Source organism: Bacillus tianshenii (genome assembly GCA_020524525.2).
Taxonomy (GTDB): Bacteria; Bacillota; Bacilli; order Bacillales; family Bacillaceae_N; genus Bacillus_AV.
Genome location: CP129018.1, coordinates 3,264,825 through 3,287,422, shown reverse-complemented (window position 1 = coordinate 3,287,422; position 22,598 = coordinate 3,264,825). Strand labels below are relative to the sequence as shown.

At 40.4% G+C, this 22,598-nt stretch carries 20 protein-coding genes; 12 read left to right on the top strand and 8 right to left on the bottom strand.

Annotated features, from left to right (window positions below):
• Positions 1-51 precede the first annotated feature (51 nt).
• The 3 genes from LC040_16450 to LC040_16440 all read right to left on the bottom strand — a co-directional run bounded on the left by LC040_16450 (position 52) and on the right by LC040_16440 (position 1,336).
• Complete coding sequence (locus tag LC040_16450) at positions 52-285, bottom strand: transposase (GenBank protein ID WLR50829.1); 234 nt, start codon at positions 283-285, stop codon at positions 52-54.
• 141 nt (positions 286-426) lie between these two features.
• Entirely contained in the window at positions 427-930 is a 504-nt protein-coding gene (locus LC040_16445; GenBank protein WLR50828.1) for a DUF2202 domain-containing protein, read from the bottom strand.
• Positions 863-1,336, bottom strand: a complete 474-nt coding sequence (locus LC040_16440) for a ferritin-like domain-containing protein (protein ID WLR50827.1) — start codon at positions 1,334-1,336, stop codon at positions 863-865. The genes LC040_16445 and LC040_16440 overlap by 68 nt, the downstream gene beginning before the upstream one ends.
• Before the next feature lie 506 nt (positions 1,337-1,842).
• On the opposite strand from LC040_16440, the gene LC040_16435 reads away from it, so the two are divergent.
• On the top strand, positions 1,843-2,712 hold the full coding sequence (locus LC040_16435) for a DMT family transporter (protein ID WLR50826.1): 870 nt from the start codon (positions 1,843-1,845) through the stop codon (positions 2,710-2,712).
• Positions 2,713-2,849: 137 nt separating this feature from the next.
• On the opposite strand, the gene gltS is transcribed toward LC040_16435, so the two are convergent.
• Positions 2,850-4,046 carry a sodium/glutamate symporter gene (gene gltS / locus LC040_16430; GenBank protein ID WLR50825.1) on the bottom strand — a complete coding sequence of 399 codons (1,197 nt, stop codon included), beginning with the start codon at positions 4,044-4,046 and terminating at the stop codon, positions 2,850-2,852.
• 28 nt (positions 4,047-4,074) lie between these two features.
• Positions 4,075-5,010 (bottom strand): formimidoylglutamase, encoded by a 936-nt coding sequence (gene hutG / locus LC040_16425; protein ID WLR53319.1) that lies wholly within the window; start codon positions 5,008-5,010, stop codon positions 4,075-4,077.
• A 138-nt stretch (positions 5,011-5,148) separates the two neighbouring features.
• Here hutG and LC040_16420 point away from each other — a divergent pair, with 138 nt between their 5' ends.
• The 8 genes from LC040_16420 (at position 5,149) to LC040_16385 (ending at position 17,336) form a co-directional block, all read left to right on the top strand.
• Positions 5,149-6,048, top strand: coding sequence for a LysR family transcriptional regulator (locus LC040_16420; protein WLR50824.1), 900 nt, complete (start codon positions 5,149-5,151; stop codon positions 6,046-6,048).
• 121 nt (positions 6,049-6,169) lie between these two features.
• Positions 6,170-6,700, top strand: a complete 531-nt coding sequence (locus tag LC040_16415) for a GNAT family protein (GenBank protein WLR50823.1) — start codon at positions 6,170-6,172, stop codon at positions 6,698-6,700.
• 158 nt (positions 6,701-6,858) lie between these two features.
• Entirely contained in the window at positions 6,859-7,053 is a 195-nt protein-coding gene (locus LC040_16410) for a DUF378 domain-containing protein (GenBank protein WLR50822.1), read from the top strand.
• A gap of 112 nt (positions 7,054-7,165) precedes the next feature.
• Positions 7,166-7,888 (top strand): sulfite exporter TauE/SafE family protein, encoded by a 723-nt coding sequence (locus LC040_16405; GenBank protein WLR50821.1) that lies wholly within the window; start codon positions 7,166-7,168, stop codon positions 7,886-7,888.
• Positions 7,889-7,973: 85 nt separating this feature from the next.
• The gene (locus LC040_16400; protein ID WLR50820.1) at positions 7,974-9,926 is read left to right on the top strand and encodes a TetM/TetW/TetO/TetS family tetracycline resistance ribosomal protection protein; all 1,953 of its coding nucleotides are present in this window, start codon (positions 7,974-7,976) and stop codon (positions 9,924-9,926) included.
• 118 nt (positions 9,927-10,044) lie between these two features.
• Positions 10,045-10,926: an RNA methyltransferase gene (locus tag LC040_16395; protein ID WLR50819.1), complete on the top strand. Its 882-nt coding sequence runs from the start codon at positions 10,045-10,047 to the stop codon at positions 10,924-10,926.
• A 319-nt stretch (positions 10,927-11,245) separates the two neighbouring features.
• Positions 11,246-15,829 carry a glutamate synthase large subunit gene (gene gltB / locus LC040_16390; GenBank protein ID WLR50818.1) on the top strand — a complete coding sequence of 1,528 codons (4,584 nt, stop codon included), beginning with the start codon at positions 11,246-11,248 and terminating at the stop codon, positions 15,827-15,829.
• 19 nt (positions 15,830-15,848) lie between these two features.
• Complete coding sequence (locus tag LC040_16385) at positions 15,849-17,336, top strand: glutamate synthase subunit beta (protein ID WLR50817.1); 1,488 nt, start codon at positions 15,849-15,851, stop codon at positions 17,334-17,336.
• Positions 17,337-17,488: 152 nt separating this feature from the next.
• Here the strand turns inward: LC040_16385 and LC040_16380 are convergent, their stop codons facing one another.
• The 3 genes from LC040_16380 to LC040_16370 are packed head-to-tail and all read right to left on the bottom strand — an operon-like array spanning position 17,489 to position 19,772.
• Positions 17,489-19,150: a b(o/a)3-type cytochrome-c oxidase subunit 1 gene (locus tag LC040_16380; protein WLR50816.1), complete on the bottom strand. Its 1,662-nt coding sequence runs from the start codon at positions 19,148-19,150 to the stop codon at positions 17,489-17,491.
• Positions 19,147-19,620, bottom strand: coding sequence for a cytochrome c oxidase subunit II (locus LC040_16375; GenBank protein ID WLR50815.1), 474 nt, complete (start codon positions 19,618-19,620; stop codon positions 19,147-19,149). Before LC040_16375 ends, LC040_16380 begins: the two co-directional genes overlap by 4 nt.
• A gap of 32 nt (positions 19,621-19,652) precedes the next feature.
• On the bottom strand, positions 19,653-19,772 hold the full coding sequence (locus tag LC040_16370) for a cytochrome c oxidase subunit 2A (protein WLR50814.1): 120 nt from the start codon (positions 19,770-19,772) through the stop codon (positions 19,653-19,655).
• Positions 19,773-19,895: 123 nt separating this feature from the next.
• Between LC040_16370 and LC040_16365 the strand changes: the two genes are divergently transcribed.
• From LC040_16365 to LC040_16355, 3 genes are all read left to right on the top strand, one after another.
• Positions 19,896-20,483: a DNA-3-methyladenine glycosylase gene (locus LC040_16365; GenBank protein ID WLR50813.1), complete on the top strand. Its 588-nt coding sequence runs from the start codon at positions 19,896-19,898 to the stop codon at positions 20,481-20,483.
• A gap of 264 nt (positions 20,484-20,747) precedes the next feature.
• Entirely contained in the window at positions 20,748-21,974 is a 1,227-nt protein-coding gene (locus tag LC040_16360) for a ParM/StbA family protein (GenBank protein WLR50812.1), read from the top strand.
• A 9-nt stretch (positions 21,975-21,983) separates the two neighbouring features.
• A complete protein-coding gene (locus LC040_16355; GenBank protein ID WLR50811.1) occupies positions 21,984-22,565 on the top strand; it encodes a hypothetical protein in 582 nt (193 codons plus the stop codon).
• The last annotated feature ends 33 nt before the right edge of the window (positions 22,566-22,598 follow it).

Genomic DNA, 22,598 nt, shown 5'->3' with positions numbered 1-22,598 from the left:
AATACGTTCATTCGCTTCCTTTGGATGTTCCCAGTACTCCTCGGAAATTGGTTAAGACTTTTTCTTTATTTTCTTTCTTGGTGAAGTAGCTGCCTTCTTTCTTGGCTTGAGTTTAAACGCTTCATCTCCATGTGCCTGTTTCTGCTTCACCCAACGACGCACACTTTCATCTGATGGGAGATCAAAAATTCGAGCTATACTTAAGTAACCCAACTCTGGATGTTCTTCATAATACTGGACGATTTCTTCTTTAAACTCTTTTGAATAACGATTTTGTTTTTTCACGATTCATCACTCCTAAATTTGACGGTAACACCCTCGGACGAATCGTGTCTACTATGTGGGGATAATATCACAGGCACCTTACTACTCGATAGTAAATGGAAATTGGGACGATGAATCGTCCCAATAAAGTGAGTATAAAAATTAATTTCTAGCGAGGCCTCTTTCAAATGCTGCTAAATGATTTAAAGAGGCAATACGTAGTTGCGAAAAGACAATTCTTACATCATTAGGGATGTTCAGTGATAAAAATCTTTCGTACATAGATATATTATCTATTTCCCCTTGAACACCCGCTGCATATGCAGCCTTTAGATTTTCTGGAGTTGAAACAAAAGATTGAGAAATATCATTAGGGAATTGTACTTGATATCGTTCGAAAAGTGGTAATAATGCACTTATATGTCTCTTTTCTGCTTCTCTGATTTGTACAAACGTTCGTACATTACCAAATTTTCCAATAATATTATTATACCGTGCTTGGGCTAAATATTCGTCCTGAAGGGCATAAGTTAACATTTGAGGCAAGGACAATGAAGAAGCACTTAAAGCCCCTTTAGCACCATAGTCTTCAATTTGCCTATGGGTTTGCATTCCCTTCGGATTTTTCGAGAAAAAACAAAAACCAAACAGCGTGATTTTGTTCATCTGACGCTGCACGTCGAAATCTGTCTTTGATTGTAATATCCTGTGCATTATCTGAGATATCTAAATAAAAATCTACAGCCTCTTGTTCATCTTTAAAGGCAAATTCAATGCCTGCTCTATAATTGTCTGGACATTCCTCAATGATTTGATATGATGGCTGACTCCCTGTTAAACTTGTATAAATCCTACTAAATTCTTGAAGATGTCGTTTTTCATCTTTTTGTATTTCAAGTATTTTGTTCTTTTCATCTTGTGTTGGTGCCATTTTGGCTATTTTCTCGTAACAAGCAATGGCACTATACTCAGCATTAATTGCCTTTTGGATATCATTTAAAAGTTGAGTATCTAGTAACGTCCGATAATAATCATTATAATATGGAACAAAATATTGTTGATTTGAATACATGATTGTCCTCCTGTTTTTAACTTTCTACTTATTTTATTCGTTGTATATAGGTAAGTGTGCAGGAGAATTCATTTTATTGTATAGAAAAGAATTATGAAGAATTTTACTGAGAACTATTGGTGCCTGTCCCCCAGTGCGGTAATACTTTACTATGTGGAGATAATATCACAGGGACCTTTATCTCGGTGGAGTAGATTTATCGGGCGTTTCGGATTAATCGGGGGGGGGGAACCATTCCATAAGTAAAAAAGCGTCAAGAAACTTACATGTTTCTTGACGCTTTTTTGCTATTTACTTTAGTCGCCCTGTATACCTACACTACCTTACCCATTACTAATTTATGTTTAATTAAGAGATATAAAAGGAATTACCGTTAACACCTTTTTAAATTAACATATATTTGGAAAGCAGCGGAAAGAGAATGGTTTGGCTATTGAATTTGCACGTTAGGTTTTTAACCGCGTGATTGAAAATTCGTATTATGGCTTATCATTAGGAGGCATACGATGAGATTTGCAGGTGTAGGCTTAGTTATACTAGCTGCTATATGCTGGGGCATAAGTGGAGGAATTGCTGAAATATTAATGAACAAGGGCTGGGATCCTATTGTAATTGCATTTTACCGAGGGGCTGTTGGATTTGTATGTTTTTTCGCATGGTTCCTCTTTCGCTTTAAACAAAATTGGAGTAGCTCTACTCGCTTTTACATGTGGGCTCTTTTAGCGGGTGTTGGTGTTGCGGGAAACTTCACTTTTTATTTTCTAAGTATCAAATCTGCCAGCATTGCTGTGGCGGCTACTTTAATGTATACCGCACCTGTGTTCGTCCTTTTAATCTCCTTTTTATTACGAATAGAACGTTCGACTTGGTTTAAATGGGGAAGCATTTTCGTTGTACTTATTGGGATTATCTTGCTTACAGGTGCCTACGACATCGAATCGATTTCTGCGAGTTTTATAGGAACGGCAACGGGTCTTGCGGCTGGCCTTTCTTATGCCTTGTTTATCTTCGGGTTTAAAAATGCCTCTTCTATTGGAAAGCCGCAGACCGCCTTAACGGTCGCCTTTCTTTCATTTTGTCTCATCCTTTTTCTTTATATGAACAATGGGGAAGCAGCTAGGGTGGTGACGTCAAGTGACATATGGTGGTTTATTCTATTAGGGATCATTGGGGCTGGAATTTCGTTTATATTTTATGTGATTGGCCTTCGAAAGACAGCACCAACAACTGCTTCAATGGTTGCTATGATAGAGCCGGTGACAGCTTCATTATTCGGCGTTCTGGTTATTGGTAGTCATTTGTCTATCATTCAAATCCTTGGAATGGGGCTCATCCTGGTTACGATCACCATACTTAGTGTAAAGCAGTCCGACTGAAAAATATCGACTATTGGTGTCTTGCTCCCAGGATTCCTTAGTATTTCGCAAAGAATGATACAAGCTATATCAAAAAAACGCATGACAGCCATTGTATAGTAACAAAGGGCTGTCATGCGTTTTATAGTAATACATCGTTAACTGAACATATTAATAGTGGTGATGATGATTGGCATTGCAAATACGTCAATTAAGAAAGCGCCAACGATAGGAACGATTAAGAAAGCTTTGCGGGATGGACCGAACTTGTGAACGATTGCATCCATGTTTGCAATGGCATTAGGCGTTGCGCCTAGGCCGTGCCCAGTAAAGCCGCCTACCATTACAGCAGCATCGTAATCTTTGCCGAGTAAGCGGAAGAGGACGAACATACCGAATAGAGCAATAAATAAAACTTGGACAAGAACGATGATGAGCAGTGGCAGAGCTAAGTTCGCAACTTCCCATAGCTTGATGCTCATAAGTGCCATAGATAAGAAGATTCCTAATGTCACATCTCCGATGATTGTAATACTCTTCATTTGAATGAGGTCTTTGTTATATAGATCGATGATATTTCTAACAATGACTGCGACGAACATTGCGCTCACATAGCTTGGAATCGAGAAACCAGTAGTTTGAGTGAATAACTCACCTAGATATGAGCCGGCGGCCATACAGAATGTAATAATGAATACTTGTATCATGAATGTTTTTGAATCGATGTTAGTATTCTCGCCATTGTTAATAGAGAGTCCCTCTTGACTATAATCTTCTTCTGTAGGCTGCAGGTTGTATTTGTTTATAAGGTGTTTAACAATTGGGCCTCCAATCAGACCTCCGGCGATAAGACCAACAGTTGCGGCAGCTAGTCCTATAGATAATGCTGAATCTATCCCCATTTCTTCAATTGTAGTACCAAATGCAGTTGCCGCTCCATGCCCGCCTTCCATTGAAACAGCGCCGACAACAACCCCAATCAACGGATCTAGATTAAGCAAAGTGGCAAGCGAGATACCGATAACACTTTGAACAAGTGCGAGGAATCCACATGATAACCAGTAGAGAACTAATAATTTTCCACCAAGCTTTACTAATCCGAAGCTAGCTCCTAATCCGACAGTCGTGAAGAAGGTTAGCATGAATAAGCTTTGAAGGGAGGTGTCTAACACAAAGTTCACGATGCCCAACCCTCTGAAAGCGGTTGCAATGATTGCGAATAAGAGACCACCGATAACAGGTGCAGGAATACAAAATTTATTTAAGAAATGAATTTTTGAGTTCAAGTATTTTCCTACCATAAAAACAGCTACAGCTAGAAAGATTGTTGTCAGCTGATTGATTTCGAATTCCATTTGATCACTCTTTTCTATATGAGGTTAGTTATTTATGAAAATGATTCATTGCTTCTGCTATTAATAATGCAGCTAATTTCGTTGTTCGTCCATCAAGGTCTAAGCGAGGATTTACCTCTGATAGATCAAAGCTTAATACATTTCGTTTGGACACTATATATCGTAGTAGCGTTCGAACGACCTTTGGCTCTAGTCCAAATGGAGAGGGGGCGCTGACGCCAGGGGCAGCAGATGCAAGAATTGAATCTGTACATAAGGTAACAATGACATAATCATGCTGAGAAAATTCATCAATAGCCTTGAATGTTGCTTCATAATGATTCTTTGTGATGTCTTCTTCCAAAATATATTTGCAGTTGTACTCATTCGCGCTCTGAAACAATGCTTTCGTATTCGCGAGCTCTTGTATCCCTAGGCATAAGTAGTGACTGTTTGGATCATTCGCTAAAATTTGTTTGAACATCGTACCCGAGGAAGGTCTTTCATCATCTCTTAGGTCAAAGTGGGCATCGATGTTAATGATTCCGAGAGAAGCATCAGGGCCTATAAAATTCCTAGCACCGAGATAATGGCCATATAAGGTTTCATGCCCGCCGCCAAGAATAAGCGGGGTTTTGTTATATTGATATAATCGTGAAAGGTGTTGTCCGAGCTCTTCTTGTGCTGATTCTAAGTCTTCGTTTTCACAAATGATATTACCAGCATCCATTAGTTTCTTTCCTGAGCCCAAGGTAACAGGAATAGCGGCTAGTGCTTTTCTAATTTCGTTTGGTGCTTCACTTGCTCCGACTCTTCCTTTATTTCGTTTCACTCCTTCATCACTTTCAAAGCCAATGATGCAAAATGAGCTTTCCTTCGTCATTGCTTCATTTAGATTCGTCATTTGGACAATTTGATGTAGGCGAAATTGTGCAAGATCTGTTTTACTATCGATTCTACCTCTCCAGCATTCCGTACTTGGCAGCGTGTACAACAGGATCCCTCCATTTCTTGAAAAATTCTAAATAGTTCGTTCTTTTATGTTAAAGCAATGCAGTATATAATTACTAATACATGTTTTTAATGAATTAATAGATACAAACTATAGAAAGGGAAATTCTGTATGGATTTGAGAGAGCTGAGGTACTTTGTAACGATAGTAGAGCATACGACATTTACTGCTGCAGCAGCAAAATTGCATATTTCACAGCCATCATTAAGCGCTACGATTAAAAAGCTCGAGCATAATATAGGGTTCTCACTGTTAGATCGAAATTCTAGAGAACTTCGTCTAACGAAGGAAGGGAAGATTTTATATCATGAAGCAAAGAAGCTATTAAACCATTCGGAGCATGTAAGGGAAGAAATGATTCGTTTGAAGAAGGATGGTCCTCTGGAAATTTCACTTGGGTTAATTGAATCAGCGAAATATTGGCTGCCAAAGGTACTATATGCATTCAAACAGCAATATCCAAATGTACATATGAAAATCTTTGACATTTTAAGCTCGAGTGAAGTAGTAAAGTCATTTGATAACTATACAATTCACCTTGCGATTACCAATCAATATATAGATAATCCCGATATTCAATCACTCCCACTCTATGAGGAGAAGCTTGTCGTGCTGCTGCCAAGTTCGAGCAGCTTAGCTGACAAGGAGGCTCTTACGATTCATGACCTTGAACAAGAACCTTTCATCGTCTGTAGAGAAGGTTTTCAAACTCGTGAGGATATATTAAATACATTTCGAAAAGTGGGGGTGAAACCGAATCTTCAGTTTGAGATTGAGCGGTTTGAAACGGCTATTAGTTTAGTTGAGAACGGCTTAGGTATAACTGTTGTGCCAGAAAATTATGTGAAGGGTACGACAAAATATCAGTTTCACATTAAACCGATTCATAAGTCGCATAATATATCACGTACTGTGTATTTAACGACAAACACGAATCATTATTTGCCCCCTATTGTGTTAACATTTATTAACCTCATTCAAGATTATTTCGAAAAGATGAAAGGCTCATGAACCTTTCTAAGTAATTTCAACAAACATTTCCATTAATTCCTTGAAGGGACTGAACGATGCGTAGCTAACAGTATTCGTACACAATACCAATCCTAAAAGAAAATATGGAGGTTGTTCGTCATTGAATACTGAATTAGAAACAAAAAGATTAGTTTTACGGCAAGTAAAATTGAGCGATGCTCAAACCTTGTTTTCCTATTGGTCTGATCCTGAGGTTACGAAATTCATGAACATTGAACCGTTTCAAAGTCTTGCGCAAGTGGAAGAAATGATTGCTTATCTTAATGAGCTAGCTGAGAAAGAACAGGCGATGCGTTATACGTTGCTTCTTAAGAAAACCAATCAAATTATTGGAACATGCGGATTTAACGATGTTAATTTTGCACATAATCGAGCTGAGATTGCTTATGAATTAGGGAGAGACTTCTGGAGGAAAGGGTATGCTTCAGAGGCGATTCCTACTTTGCTGGATTACGGGTTTCATGATCTGGATGTGAATAGAATGGAGGCGAAGGTCGAGCCGCAAAATGTTAAGTCCATTAAACTGTTGTACAAGCTAGATTTTACATTTGAAGGCACCTTAAGACAATACGAAAAGGTGAACGGCACCTTCATTGACTTGAACATGTATTCTAAGTTGAGAGATGAATAACTGTAGAGGAGGCGCTTTTCTTAAGGGAAAGCGTCTTTTCTCTGTATACGAGAGTATGAATTTTCTAAGAAATTGGCGCGATAAGTTTAAGATATTTCCAAAACGTTTATACAAATAGTAAACAATATTTATACAAAACATGAAAGGAGGATGTAACGATGAAAGGCTTAAATGTTATAGCGCTGGTATTAGTTATTGTAGGTGGATTAAATTGGTTGTTGGTCGGACTGTTCCAATGGGATTTAGTAGGCGGTATCTTTGGCGGTATGGGTAGCCCGCTTGCACGAATTGTATATATACTTGTAGGCTTGGCTGCAATTTACTCGTTAACTCTTCTCAATAAAGTAAAATAAGGACGTAAAACCTCTCCGAAGTAATTCTTTGGAGAGGTTTTTTGGTTTCGACATCATCTGCTCTTAAATATGTTAGCATTAACGTTAACATCATAATAAAGGGTAGATGGCTTTGGATATTGGATTATTTATTGTCATTATATTGTTGGCATCAATATTACAGACCAGCACGGGGTTTGGCTTTTCGATTTTGGCTACGCCGTTTCTTCTTTTGCTGTTTGAGCCGAGGGAAGCGATCCAGATTAATTTAATTTTATCGTTGTTTATCTCGATTGCATTAATAAGCAGTATCAAAAAAGATATTGATTACGGTATATTAAAGCGATTTGTAGTAGGCAGTGCTGCTGGTTTGCCGGTAGGAATTTTGATTTTTATATTTTTGGATATGAACAAGCTGAAGCTGGGGATAAGCTTGATTATTCTGCTGTTAACCATGCTGTTGATCTTAAAGTTTCGTGTTGAGCAAAGTAAGAACAGAGATTTGGTCGTTGGAGGGCTCTCAGGGTCATTGACAAGCAGTATAGGCATGCCCGGTCCGCCTATCTTGCTTTACTTTTCAGGAACGAATACGCAAAAAGAAAAATTACGGGGCACTACTTTAGGCTTTTACTTATTCATCTATTTGATGAGCTTAGTTATTCAAATAACGTTTGTTGGAACGAATAAAACCATTTGGATTTCAAGCGGTTTTGCTCTACCGCTTGTATTGCTAGGACTGTATATAGGTCAACGGTTATTTAAACGGATTAATCAACGCCTATTTCGGATGTTTACATATTTTATTTTGTTATTCACAGGGATTTATTTGTTTATTGAAAATTGGCAGGGCTTCTAACTGGCGGTGAAGTGAGGTCAGTTTTTCATAAGTGTATAATAGCAATAGACATTTCGTTATTTAAGCATGAATTGAGGTTTTGGAAGTGAAGAAGACGATTGGGATATTAGCGCATGTTGATGCCGGCAAGACGACATTTGCTGAACAGCTCTTTTATCATACAAAGAGCATTCGACAGCGGGGGCGGGTTGACCATAAGGATACGTTCTTAGACAGCCATGAGATCGAGAAGGAACGAGGTATTACGGTTTTCTCGGACCAAGGTGTCATATCATATAATGGCTCTACTTATTATGTGGTTGATACGCCTGGGCATGTCGATTTCTCTCCAGAGATGGAACGTTCGATTCAAGTAATGGATTATGCAATTGTGATTCTAAGTGCTGTTGAAGGGGTGCAGGGCCATACGGAGACCGTTTGGCAGCTGTTACGCAACCATGAAGTGCCGACTTTTTTCTTTATCAACAAAACAGACCGTGTTGGTGCGGAGCCGGCACGTGTAATCGAAGAAATTCGCGCTAATTTTTCAGCGGATATTTGTGAGCTAACGAACGCCTTTTCTAACGGAGAAATGACTGAAGAACTGATTGAATTTGTGGCAGAGCGAGATGAACATTTGCTTGAAATGTATCTTGAAGCAGGATTTGAGCTGAAATTATGGCTTCGAACGTTTAAAAATCTGATTAAGAATAATAAAATTTTCCCTTGTGCCAGTGGGTCTGCCCTGCAAGATATCGGGATCGACCATTTCTTTGAAAGTGTTGATCGGTTAACTGATACAAGCTATTCAGCTGAAGAACCGTTTGCCGGGCGCGTGTACAAGATTCGGCATGATGAGAACGGGGCAAGAGTGACATTTATTAAAGCGTTGAGTGGCCGTGTACAGGTAAGGGATGAAATGAGTTATGAGCGGGACGGCAAGTCTATTTCTGAAAAGGTAACACAGATAAGAATATATAACGGTAATAAATTTAAGACAGTTGAAGAAGCAGAAGCGGGAGAGCTGTTTGCGGTAACAGGATTAACGATGGCTTCTGATGGGGATGGTGTTGGTCAATTAAAAGGACAATCAAATTATGAAATGGTGCCAACATTAAGGTCGAAAGTGAATGTTGATCCTTCATTGAATATAAAGGAAGTCTACCAATGCTTTAAATTATTGGACGCTGAGGATTCTTCTTTGCGTGTAACGTGGCAGGAGAGCTTTCAAGAGATTCATATTCATGTCATGGGACCGATTCAGCTGGAAGTTCTGAAGCACATTGTAAAGGAACGATTTCATTTTGAAGTTACATTCGATAAGCCGGAAATTCTGTATGCAGAAACCATTGAAGCAGATGTAACAGGATACGGTCATTTTGAACCGTTAGGCCATTATGCAGAGGTGCACTTGAGAATCGAACCTAGTGAGCGGAACAGTGGTATAACATTTGAAAATGAATGCCATGCAAATGATTTAACAGTCGGGCATCAGAACTTAATTCGTCATCATCTATTTGAACGAGCACATCACGGGATTTTGACTGGTTCACCGCTTACCGATGTGAACGTAACACTTCTAACAGGCAAGGCCCATAATAAGCATACGTCTGGCGGAGACTTTCGCGAGGCAACATACCGAGCGCTGCGGCAAGGGTTAGAAAAGGCAACCAATATCCTACTTGAGCCGTATTATGACTTTAAGATCGTTGTAGAAACGGATTATATTGGCAGAGTATTGTCTGATATCCAAACAGCACATGGTCATTTCAATCCTCCTGAAAATATAGGCGATAAAGTTGCCGTCACTGGTAAAGTGCCGGTTAGCACATTTATGGATTATACAACTGAATTCGCCGCGATAACACAAGGAAAAGGCTCAATTCGCCTCGTCTTTGGGGGATATGACCGCTGCCATAATGAAGCAGAAGTGATTGAGAAGATCGGTTATAACAAAGACGCAGATCCAAAGTATACCTCCTCTTCGATATTCTGTTCCAAAGGACAAGGGTATACAGTACCTTGGGACAAGGCTGAAGCGGAGATGCATGGCTTGTAGCATTTTTTAAAAACGAAAGGATTTGGAGATTATATCAACATTATTCAACTTTGAACCAAGCTCTTATATTTACTCATATACGTGTGATAAGAATGAGCGATCGCTATGCCGGTTAGAAATGCGCTCGCTGTTTGGAATGGATTCGAATGGTGGTCTATTAGAAAGCACTCGAAAAATTGATCCAAGCCGAAGCCCATTTATAAAAGAAAGGCTTGATGTCGTCGTTAAGGGTGATAGCCTGCAAGAGTTAATAGATAGGGTTGGGAGGCTTCCAGCTTCTGAAGCCACATTTAAAGTACGTCTTATCCAAAGCAGTGAACTTGGATCACATGAGAAAATCAGATTTCAAGAACGACGTAAGATCGAACGAGAGGTTGGCCTGCACATACCTGGTACAGCTGATCTTCATCAGCCAGACCAATTATTTGGCGTTATCAAGATGGACGGGAGCTGGGTCTTCGGTCCGTATATCGAAAGTGAACCGGTTTGGCTGCAGCATCAATGGAAGCCGCAAAGTTATTCGACAGCACTTAGCACGCGTGTCGCAAGAGCTGTAGGGAATATTGCTGTTCCAGACCCAACAGGGGTTAAAGCAATCGATCCTTGCTGTGGAAATGGGACAGTATTAGTGGAAGCACTGTCAATGGGAATTGATATTGTTGGCAGTGATCTGAATCCGCTTATTATTGAAGGTGTTAGAGAGAACATTGCATATTTTGGTCTTGAAGGAGAAGTAGAGCTTCGTGACATTCGAGAGGTTACGAATGATTATGATGCCGCGATTATTGATATGCCATACAACTTATGTTCAGAAATAACACCGACGCAGCAGCTTGAAATCCTTGAAAGTGCACGTAGATTTGCAAGTAAGTTAGTTGTCGTCACAATTGAACCGATTGATTCGATTATTGAAAGAGCGGGATTTACGATTGTCGACCGCTGTATTGTCAGGAAGAGACGTGTAGGCCCGTTTGCTCGGGAAATCATAGTGTGTGAGTAGCTTCAATGATAGCCATCTGAATGTATGTTCAGGTGGTTTTCTTATGCTATTTCGTTTAATTTCGAATTGCTTCTAATCTCCTACCTCCTTTTGATACAACCTTCTTAAACAATTGATACAGGAGCTCTTAAGCCTTGGTACAAAAGGGATAATGTAAGCGCTGTCTTTTTGTAACAGATGAAAGGACTATATGACCAGTTCATGGCTTGAGCTGTATTGAAGCTATTTTTGCATGATATACTTGATAAAAAAAGACAGAATTTTAGCATTTTTGAGAACGGAAAGGGGTATCTTCAAATATTAGAGGAGGGATGCAACGATGAGAAAGCATGGATATCCAGTTCCACAAGGCTTATACCATCCAGAAAATGAACATGAGGCTTGCGGAATTGGGATGATCGCTAATATTAATGGTACGAAATCACATAATATCGTCGAAAATGCTGTCACGATTCTTTGTAACTTAGAGCATAGAGGCGGACAATCAGCGGATATCAATACAGGAGATGGAGCCGGTATTCTTACGCAAATTCCTCACCATTTCTTTCAAAAGCAATGTGAAAAAGAAGAAATCTATCTTCCTGAAGAAGGAAAGTACGGAATTGGCATGGTTTTTCTTCCGCAGGATGATGAAGTAAGAGCAAATAGTGTAGACATATTTGAGAGAGTAATTGAAGAAGAGGGTCAGAAGCTTCTCGGCTGGCGCAGAGTGCCGATAAATGGGTCGTTCGTTGGGGAGAACGCGAAGAAAGCACAGCCGTACATTCGACAAGTGTTTATTGCCCCGTCAGATGAGCTGAACGACCGGATGGCGTTTGAAAGAAGACTCTATATCATTCGCAAACGAGCAGAAATTGAGATTTCAAGTATGGAAGGGCATGATGATTTCTACATAAGCAGTTTATCGACGAGTACAATCGTCTATAAAGGCATGCTTATTCCAGAACAATTGGACTCATTTTACATCGATTTGAATCACCCTGATTTCAAATCAGCACTCGCATTAGTTCACTCACGCTTCAGCACAAACACGTTTCCAAGCTGGAAACGAGCCCATCCAAATCGCTATACAATCCACAATGGTGAATTTAATACAATACGAGGCAATGTCAATTGGATGAGAGCAAGACAGGCGCTTTGTGAATCAGAGTATTTTAATCAAGAAGATTTGCAAAAAATCCTACCTGTTATTGATTCCAATGGCAGTGACTCTTCGATGTTTGATAATTGTTTTGAATTTCTTCATTTATCAGGCCGTTCACTTGCACATTCGGCCATGATGATGGTGCCTGAACCTTGGGCAAATGATAAAACAATTGATGAAGAGAAGAAGAACTTCTATGAATACCATAGTACATTAATGGAGCCGTGGGACGGTCCTGCGGCATTAGTCTTTACAGATGGAAAGCAAATTGGTGCATGTTTAGACCGGAATGGCCTGCGACCTGCACGTTATTATGTGACAAAGGACGGCATGATTGTGCTTGGTTCGGAAGTCGGGGCATTGGACTTCTTTGATGATGAAATTGAATACAAAGAGCGGCTTCATCCTAGTAAAATGCTGTTAGTTGACTTGGAGAAAGGCGAAATCATTCCAGATGAAGAGATTAAGATGCAAATTGCAAAAGAAGAACCTTATGGGGAATGGATTGCTGAGAATATGCTGGACCTCGATGATTTGCCAGACCCTGCTGAAGAAACAGGAGTGACAAGAGGTGAACAGCTGGTTGACCAGCAGCTAGCATTTGGTTATACGACTGAGGAACTGAATAAGATCTTGAAACCAATGGTGTCTGACGGAAAAGATCCAGTCGGCTCAATGGGGTATGACTCACCGCTTGCCGTTTTATCAAAAAAGCCTCAGCTTCTGTATAACTATTTCAAGCAGCTCTTTGCTCAAGTAACGAATCCACCGATTGATGCGATTCGGGAGGAAATTGTAACAGCTGTGGGCACGACTATTGGAGCGGAAGGAAACCTTGTACAGCCAGGACCAGAGTGCTGCCGGCATATCCGCTTAGAAACACCGATCCTTACAAACTCTCAGCTTGAGAAACTGCGTCAGCAAAGCGTTGATGGGTTAACTTCTACAACGCTGTCAATCTTATTCAAGGCGACAGAACCAGGTGCAATGGAACAAGCATTGGAACGGCTGTTTGAACAAGCTGAGCAAGCAATTGAAGAAGGTACAACGCTATTAATCTTATCTGATCGTGGAGTCGATGCAGAGTATGCGGCGATTCCAGCCTTGCTTGCTGTCTCAGGCTTACATCATCATTTGATTAGAAGCAGGACAAGAACAAAGGTAAGCATTCTGATTGAGTCAGCTGAACCACGCGAGGTCCATCATTTTGCAGCGTTGATTGGATATGGAGCAGAAGCGATCAACCCTTACTTAGCATTTGATTCATTAGGGGATCTGCTTGAAAAGAATGATTTACCTGTCACTTCGCTTGAAGAAGCAGTGGAGAAATATATTAAGGCAGCAACAAAAGGTGTCTTAAAGATTTTATCGAAAATGGGGATTTCCACGTTCCAAAGCTACCGCGGTGCACAAATTTTTGAAGCGGTTGGGATCCACTCAGATGTTATTGAACGATATTTTACGAGAACGGCTTCAAGGCTAGGCGGGATCGGCTTAGATATTATTGAGAAGGAAGTGCTCATGAGGCACAGCAGAGCATTCAGTAAAGGGAGAAGCGTTGAAAAAGCATTAGATTCAGGCGATGAGTTCCAATATCGCGAGGATGGTGAAGATCACCAGTACAATCCGCAAACCATTCATATGCTTCAGCATGCTTGTCGTTCAAATGATTATGAGCTATTTAAGCAATATTCAAAGCTACTGACAGATGAGAAAAATAATTTACAATCTCTTCGCGGCCTGCTCTCCTTTAAAAAACGTGAGCCTGTCCCATTAGAAGAAGTGGAGTCTGTTGAGGAGATTTGCAAGAGGTTCAAGACTGGGGCGATGTCATATGGTTCAATCAGCCAAGAAGCTCATGAAGCACTTGCTGTGGCGATGAACCGAATAGGCGGGAGCAGTAATACAGGCGAAGGTGGAGAAGACCCGGCACGTTTTACCCCTGATGAAAATGGTGACTCACGCCGAAGCTCGATTAAACAAATTGCTTCTGGACGATTCGGGGTAACAAGTCATTACCTTGTGAACGCCGATGAAATTCAGATTAAAATTGCCCAAGGTGCAAAGCCTGGAGAAGGTGGGCACCTGCCAGGGAAAAAGGTGTATCCGTGGATTGCAGAAGTCAGAGGCTCAACAACAGGTGTGGAATTGATTTCTCCACCGCCGCATCATGATATTTATTCAATCGAAGACCTTGCGGAACTGATTCATAATTTGAAAAACGCGAATCCAAAAGCACGGATCAGTGTTAAGCTAGTCTCTGCAGTAGGTGTAGGAACAATTGCTGCAGGTGTAGCAAAAGGAAGAGCAGATCTCGTCTTAATTAGCGGTTATGACGGGGGAACAGGTGCTGCTCCGCGGACGAGTATTAAGCATACAGGACTGCCTTGGGAAATTGGTTTAGCTGAAACGCATCAGACACTTGTACTGGATCATCTTCGTGATCGAATTGTCGTAGAAACAGATGGAAAAATGATGACGGGACGAGATATTGTGATCGCAACATTACTTGGGGCTGAGGAATATGGTTTTTCAACAGCACCCCTTGTTGTCCTCGGATGCGTTATGATGCGCGTATGTCATCTTGATACGTGTCCTGTGGGTGTGGCGACGCAAAATCCTGAGTTGAGAAAGAAATTTACCGGTGATCCTGAGCATGTAGCGAATTTCATGCGTTTTATTGCAGCTGAAGCGAGAGAGCTGATGGCTGAGTTAGGGTTTAGAACAATAAATGAAATGATCGGAAGAACGGATGTCTTAGAAGCAAATACAGCGATTAACCATTGGAAAGCAAAAGGGATTGATTTATCAGCGCTTCTTCATCAGCCTGAAGTTCCTGAAACGGTTGGTAAATATGCAATGATCGAACAAGATCATCAACTCGATGAGAAGTTAGATACACAGGAATTAATCCCATTGTGTAAGAAAGCAATCGAAAACAAAGAACCAGTTGAAGCGACAACTTCGATTCGAAACATCAACCGGGTAACAGGAACTATTCTCGGTAGTGAAATTACAAGACGATATGGAGCGGAAGGGTTACCTGAAGATACGATTCGCTTAACCTTTAGAGGCTCGGCAGGTCAAAGCTTTGGTGCATTTATTCCGCGGGGAATGACACTAAGACTTATAGGAGATGCCAATGATTATGTAGGAAAAGGGTTATCAGGCGGCAAAATCATTGTACACTCATCGCCTAAGTCTACCTTCGTCCCAGAAACGAATACGGTGATCGGAAATGTTTCCTTGTACGGTGCAGCGTCTGGAGAAGCTTATATTTACGGCGCAGCGGGCGAACGCTTTTGTGTGCGTAACAGTGGTGCGAATGTCGTTGTCGAAAGCATCGGCGACCATGGATGTGAATACATGACAGGCGGAAAAGTCGTTATCTTAGGTTCAACAGGCAGAAACTTTGCTGCAGGGATGTCTGGTGGAGTTGCTTATGTTCTGAATGATTCGGACGAGCCTTTTGAAACAAAGTGCAACAAGGAGCTCGTTCACCTTCAAGCATTATCAGATGAGAAAGAAATACAAGCATTGCAGGAAATGATTGAAAGGTATGTGCACTATACGGGAAGTGCAAACGGTAAGAGGATCTTAGAAAATTGGGAGGCTTTCATTCCGAAATTTGTTCGTGTGATCCCGATAGCATATCTTGAAATGAATGAACGAATTAACGAATTGAAAGAAAGCGGTCTTAATAAATTTGAAGCAGAAATGACAGCATTTGAAGAAAGCAAAAAAGCGGTGAAAGCTTAAATTAAAAGGAGGGGATACGATGGGAAAGCCAACTGGATTTATGGAATATCAACGCCAGCCAAGACATGAACGTGACCCTTCAGAACGGACAGTTGACTGGGAAGACTATACTCTTCCGATGTCAGAAGAAGAGGTACAATTGCAAGGGGCACGCTGTATGGACTGCGGTGTGCCGACCTGTCATTCAGGAATGGAATTGAGCGGAGGCACAACAGGATGTCCGGTAAATCACTTAATTCCAGAGTGGAACGACCTTGTTTACCGGGGGCAATGGAAAGAAGCGTTGAAGAAGGAGCATGAACGAAATAATTTTCCTGAATTCACAGGCATCGCATGTCCTGCACCGTGTGAAGGAGCGTGTGTGTTAGGAATTAACGAACCACCTGTGGCGATCCAGGCCGTTGAACGCTCCATTATTGAAAAAGGCTTTGAAGAAGGCTGGGTTGTGCCCGAACCGCCGAAAAGCCGTACAGGCAAAAAAGTAGCTGTTATTGGGTCGGGACCTGCAGGGCTTGCAGCAGCAGCTCAGCTTAATAAGGCTGGACACAAAGTTACTGTATTTGAACGCAATGACCGAGTTGGTGGTTTGTTAACATACGGGATTCCAGAGATGAAGCTTTCATATGATATCGTAAAACGGCGTGTTGATATTTTAGAGGAAGAAGGAATTGAGTTTGTTACCAATACAGAGGTAGGCAAGGATTACCCGTCAGAAAAGCTTCAGGAAGAATTTGATGCAAGTGTGTTATGCGGAGGGGCAACCGTCCATCGTGACTTAGAAGTAGAAGGTCGGGAGCTGAAAGGGATTCATTATGCGATGGATTTTCTGCATGCGAATACGAAGAGTTTGTTAGATTCGAACCTAGAAGATGGCAATTATCTCTCTGCAAGGGATAAGGATGTCATTGTGATCGGAGGCGGAGATACAGGGACGGATTGTATTGCCACTTCTATTAGACATAATTGCAAAAGCTTAACGCAATTTGATATCTATGATAAGAAAACATCTGTTAGAGATGTTGAAAATAATCCTTGGCCGCAATGGCCGATCATTCACCGTGTTGGATATGGTCAGAAGGAAGCGGCTGCGGTATTCGGTGATGACCCGCGTGCATATGCTGTGATGACAAAAAAGTTTGTCGGCGATGGAAATGGACATGTGAAAGAAGTCCATACAATAGGTGTCAAGCTAACAATAGATGAAGATGGGAATCGACTACGTGAGGAGATCCCAGGTACAGAAAAAGTATGGCCAGCGGATCTCATTCTGCTCGCAATTGGATTCAGCGGGCCTGAACAAGAACTTATTCAACAGCTCGGTGTTAAAACAGGGGAGCGTTCCACTGTAAAAGCAGAGTACGGAAAGTATAAAACAAATGTCGAAGGTGTGTTTGCAGCAGGTGATATGCGTCGAGGACAAAGCTTAATTGTTTGGGCAATCAATGAGGGAAGAGAAGCTGCTAGAGAGTGTGACCGCTATTTAATGGGAACAACTGAACTGCCTTAGGCATGATTAAAAACCGAGAGCTAAAATTAAGCCCTCGGTTTTTTAATCGTTATTATTCTTCTGTAGTATTAAGCTCTACTAACATGATAGTTAATAGCATACTAACAATGATTAAAGCAAAAGTTACAGTAAACCCCATATCTCCTCATCTCCTACCATGTTCTAAATCCTTTTGACCCTGGTGGTGCATGTTGAATCATATCTGATAATGGAATTGTATAAGCGATTGCAATTAGTACAAATGAAATGCCAATCCAAATCCACCAGTTCTCTAAGAACTTAGGTGTAGCTTCAGTGTCGCTGTCAGCAAGCGGGAACTCGACTTGATCTTCTAGTTTTATAACTTTTGGTGCTAAGAAGTAAGAATAGACAACAATGTAAATTAACAGCATAGCTGATAAGAAAAGAATTGAACCGCCAATCGCCATTGTGACGTGGTTTGAAAGAATTCCGTTAAACCATTCTAAAGCAGCTGGATGGTCGTTATAAGCAGAATATGCTGTACGTCTTGGTGCACCTAATAAGCCTAAAATGTGCTGTGATGTGGACATTAATAACATCCCGATTGACCACGTTATAATTTGAATAAATGCAAGCTTTTGCATTGTTTTCGTCATTGTTCGTCCTGTTAAGTAAGGAACCAACCAGAATGTTAAGCCCATGAACGTCATGGCGACAGGTGTCCCAACTGTGATATGGAAGTGACCAACAACCCAAAGTGTGTTATGAATGACTTCATTTAGCTGAAAGCTTGCATTAATGATTCCGCCTGCTCCACCTGGAATGAAGAAAAGCATTGCAATAAAGATAGAAGTAAAACGAACATCTCTCCACGGCAGCTTGAAAAACCAACCGAATAATCCTTTCGCGCCTTTCGCTCTTCCTGCAAGCTCAAAAGTAGCAAAGATTGAAAAAGCAGTCATTAATGAAGGGATAATTACCATAAATGTTAAGGATGTTTGCAGGAACTTCCAAAAGCTTGCAATCCCAGGTTCAACGAGCTGGTGGTGGAAGCCAACAGGAATCGAGAATAGGATAAACAAAATAAATGATAGTCGTGCAAGTGAATCACTAAACACTTTTCCGCCAACGATTTTCGGAATGACGACATACCATGCCATATAAGCAGGAAGCAGCCAAAAGTACACAAGTGGATGACCGAAATACCAAAAGAGTGAACGGCTCAGTTCCACATTGATGGTATCAACCCAGCCAAACGCCCAAGGGATAAACTGGAACAAAACAGTTGCAACTACACCAAGGCAGGCAATTACCCAAAGAATAATGGTTGCGACAGTCATGAACGCAAACAATGGACTAATTTGTTTTGGATTCTTTTTCTTCCACGTCATATAATGGCCGATTAAAGCAAATCCACAAATCCAAGTACCAACAACAAACAAGGCTAAGCCGACATAGTACCAGCCACTTGCTTGCAATGGAGCATAAAATGTATATAAAACAGAAGCTTCACCGGATACAATCATAATTGTAGTTAATACTGTACCAAGCGTTGTGACATAAAAACCAATCCATGAAAATAAACGCACCTTTGGTCCGAAGTCTCCTAATGTTTTGCTCATACCAGAGATTAAGAATCCAAAGATAAAATAGGTTGTAAAAACAAGTGCAAGTAAAACGCCATGAGCAGTCAGGATTTGATAATAATTAAGCCAAGCTGGCAGCTCCAAGGCATCATTTCTTATAAATACTTGGAGTAACCCGCAAAACGTACCAATTAAAAAGGCAATATAGGCGACGCCAATATGTGATAGTGCTAATCTTCGGTCATGTACACCAATTATTGTTTTCATTCCTCAACCACCTCAATTGCGGTTTTCATAAATTCATGCCCTGTACCACAGTATTCATTACAGATAATTAAATAATTTCCGGGCTCTTTAAAGGTATAGCTTTTTGTGTTGACTTGGCCGGGCACAACCATCATATTTACATTTGTATTAACGATCGAAAAGCTGTGAGTAACATCCGGGCTCGTTACTTTGAAAATGACTTTTTTACCTACAGGAACTTCAATTTTGTTAGGTTTGTAGCCGAATGTTAGAGCGACAATTGCCACTTCATAGGTGTCTTCATCAATCTTTTTAACTCCTGGATTATCAAAAGGAGGTGTTTGGGCCACTTTCTCAGGATCAATTGTTTCGAGGCCACCAGATGGATGGTGGTCAAAGGCAAAGGCACTAACGCCAACAATACTTAAAAATAAAACCAATGAAAAAATACCGAAAGTTAACCAGATTTTTTCATATTTATGGAAATGCATAAAATCACCTTTTTCTATTTAATGAAATGCGTTTAACGTGTTAAATAAAGTGCATAAGCACCAAACCACATTGCAAGAATAATGAAGCCGAGTACAAAAACACTTACTAATGTCCCTTTTAAATTACTATCCGTATGATTCTTATTACTCATATTTGTTCACCCTTTCAACACTCTTATTAAGCTAATATTAATGGTAAAATCTTTAATTGGATGTGACGTATATCACTTTCATACAGTTTTATTTTTATTGGAGAGATTTTTGGAGGTGAGCTTGTGGATTTAAAGCCGTTAGAACAATCCTATTTCGAAAAGCCTACACTTGAATTAGCGAAAGACTTGTTAGGGAAGCTTCTTGTGAAAGAAACAGAAGAGGGGACAGCTTCAGGATGGATTGTAGAAACAGAAGCTTATATAGGACCGATGGATCGAGCTGCACATAGTTATAACAATAGACGGACAGCGCGGACTGAAATTATGTTCGGATTGCCGGGCAATGTCTATACGTATGTCATGCATACGCATTGTTTAGTAAACGTAGTGAGTGAAGGAGTGGACAAGCCAGAGGCTGTGCTTATTCGAGCTGTAGAACCTCATATGGGGATTGAGCTAATGTATGAGCGACGAGGAAGGAATAAAAAAGAAACAGACCTTACAAGCGGACCAGGCAAGCTGACAAAAGCGCTTGGCATTACAAAAAGTGATTACGGAAGGTCTTTCTCTGAAAGTCCGCTCTACATCGCCGAAGGACGCGAAGTTAAAGAGATTGTAGCAGGCCCACGGATTGGAATTGCCAACAGTGGGGAGGCAAAAGATTATCCATGGCGTTTTTGGGAAAAGGGAAATCGGTTTGTTTCTAGGTAGAAAATCCATTGAATATAAAAAAGATTACAAGTACACAACAAGAAAACATATTGAATACAAAGATGTATACTTGTAAACAAATGAGTACGCTTACTGGTTTTATAGGAGGTGTACAATTACCGTTTAAATGTATACATAAATGAAAACAAGTGTACATAAAAGTAAACGAAAACTAAGCGTCATTCCTTTCTATTTTTTGATACGAAAAATCGATAAGCGATACGAATCTTGTGATGAGTACGATATAGAAAGGAATGATGTATTGTGAGTAATTCTAGAATAGCAGCGATTGATGTAGGTAATGATGCCGTTAAAGCATTGTTTGGAAAGTTAGACTCTGACTTGTACATACCGAATGTAGTAGCAAGAGATATTGAGGACCGACCTGTCATTGGAATTGAAGATTTAGATGAAAAGGACCCACTTGATAACATACATATCCGTGTTCACTCACCTGCTTTACAAGAGAATAATGCAATCTATCGTGTCGGAAACTTAGCAACAAAGAGTTCAAATTCAACTGAACTAGATCCTGGCAGCAGCAAATCTGAAGAGGACCAAACACTCATTATGTTATTTGCTTCTATTGCATTAGACGCGGTAAATGAAGGTAACAATCATGAGTTCAAAAAAATGAGTAATATCATTGATGCGAACTATACGCTCGGAACAGGCTTACCACTTAGAGAAGTTAAAGAAGGAAAAGATGTTGGCTACCGGGCACAGCTGCTAGGTTCTGTGCATCAGGTTGAGTTTCTTGTTACACCGAAATATCAAGGATTGAAAGTAAACATTAAATTTGATGAAGTCAAAATATATCCAGAGGGTTTTGCAGCATATATCAACCTTGTCATGGATAACGACCTGAACATCATTAACAAAGACTTAATCGATAAGCGCATTCTTATCCAAGATATCGGTGGACTATCAACAGATATCGCGGTCATTCGCAACCGAAATGTTGATGATGATAAAGCGCAAGGGTTTAACCTTGGTGTGTCTGAATCATTAGAAGCCATTCGTGAGGAAATTCGTTCAAAACACGGTGTCGAATTAGATAGTCGTAGAGATGTCGTGGATATTATTACAAGAAAGAATGACCGGAACCATATCATGGTGAGAGGAAGCCGGACAAGCGTTCATGATATTACGGATCGTATTTTATTAGAATTAGCGAAAAAGCAGTATCGCTATTTACGTAATGTTTGGCAGAGAAACTCTCAAACAGAAATTTGCTATTTCGTTGGCGGTGGTTCAAGTGTCTTGAAGGATTACTTGAAAACATTAAATAATAACTTAGATGGTTTTAACATCGATTTCTTTGAAGATGAGAAGGAAAGCATCTGGATGATGGCAAATGCTTATTATAAATTGATTTCTGATTTCGCGAGAAAAAATCAAAAAGAAATGGAACGCAAAAACGACAATCATAATCAGCAGAATGGGAAGCATAACAAACATCAAAAACATCAAGCTTCTGTTTCTAAATAGGGTGATTGTATGAGTCAATCAGGTAAAGGCATTCAGCGGGGGCAAGCGATTACATTTCGCATCCCCTCTGATACGCCTGATCACCTCATTAAGCAATTACAAAGATTAAAAGAAACGGAAAGAAGGAACTTTTCAAGTAAAATTGCAGAGTTCGTTCTCAAAGGAGTTAGTGAATCGCTCTCCAAAGAAAGAGAAACAGTAACGATTCCAATGCCGCAGCAACTGACAAAAGCACAGCGAAATTGGCTGAAGCATGAGCATTCAGAAGCACTTATTGGTAGCATTCTTCATCAATTATTAGCTGACCCAATACGAGCTACAGCATTACTAGCTTCTCTAAACAGCAATACAACCGATATTGATGAAGCACTATATCTTCAAGAAAATATCCCTACGCCTTCCCATATAGATGAGGAGAAAGAAGAACAGGCAGAAGAAATCCAACAACACTCAGATGAGCTAGAGGATGATTTAAGTAACTTTAACTTAGATGAAATAAAAGAAGATTTACATGCAGCACAAGAAGAGCAGGAAGATGAAGAAGACGATGATGACTTACTTGGTGGCTTCCTTTCAAAAATGAATAATTAGAATAAGGGGTATAGAGAGCTGAAAGAAGCTCTC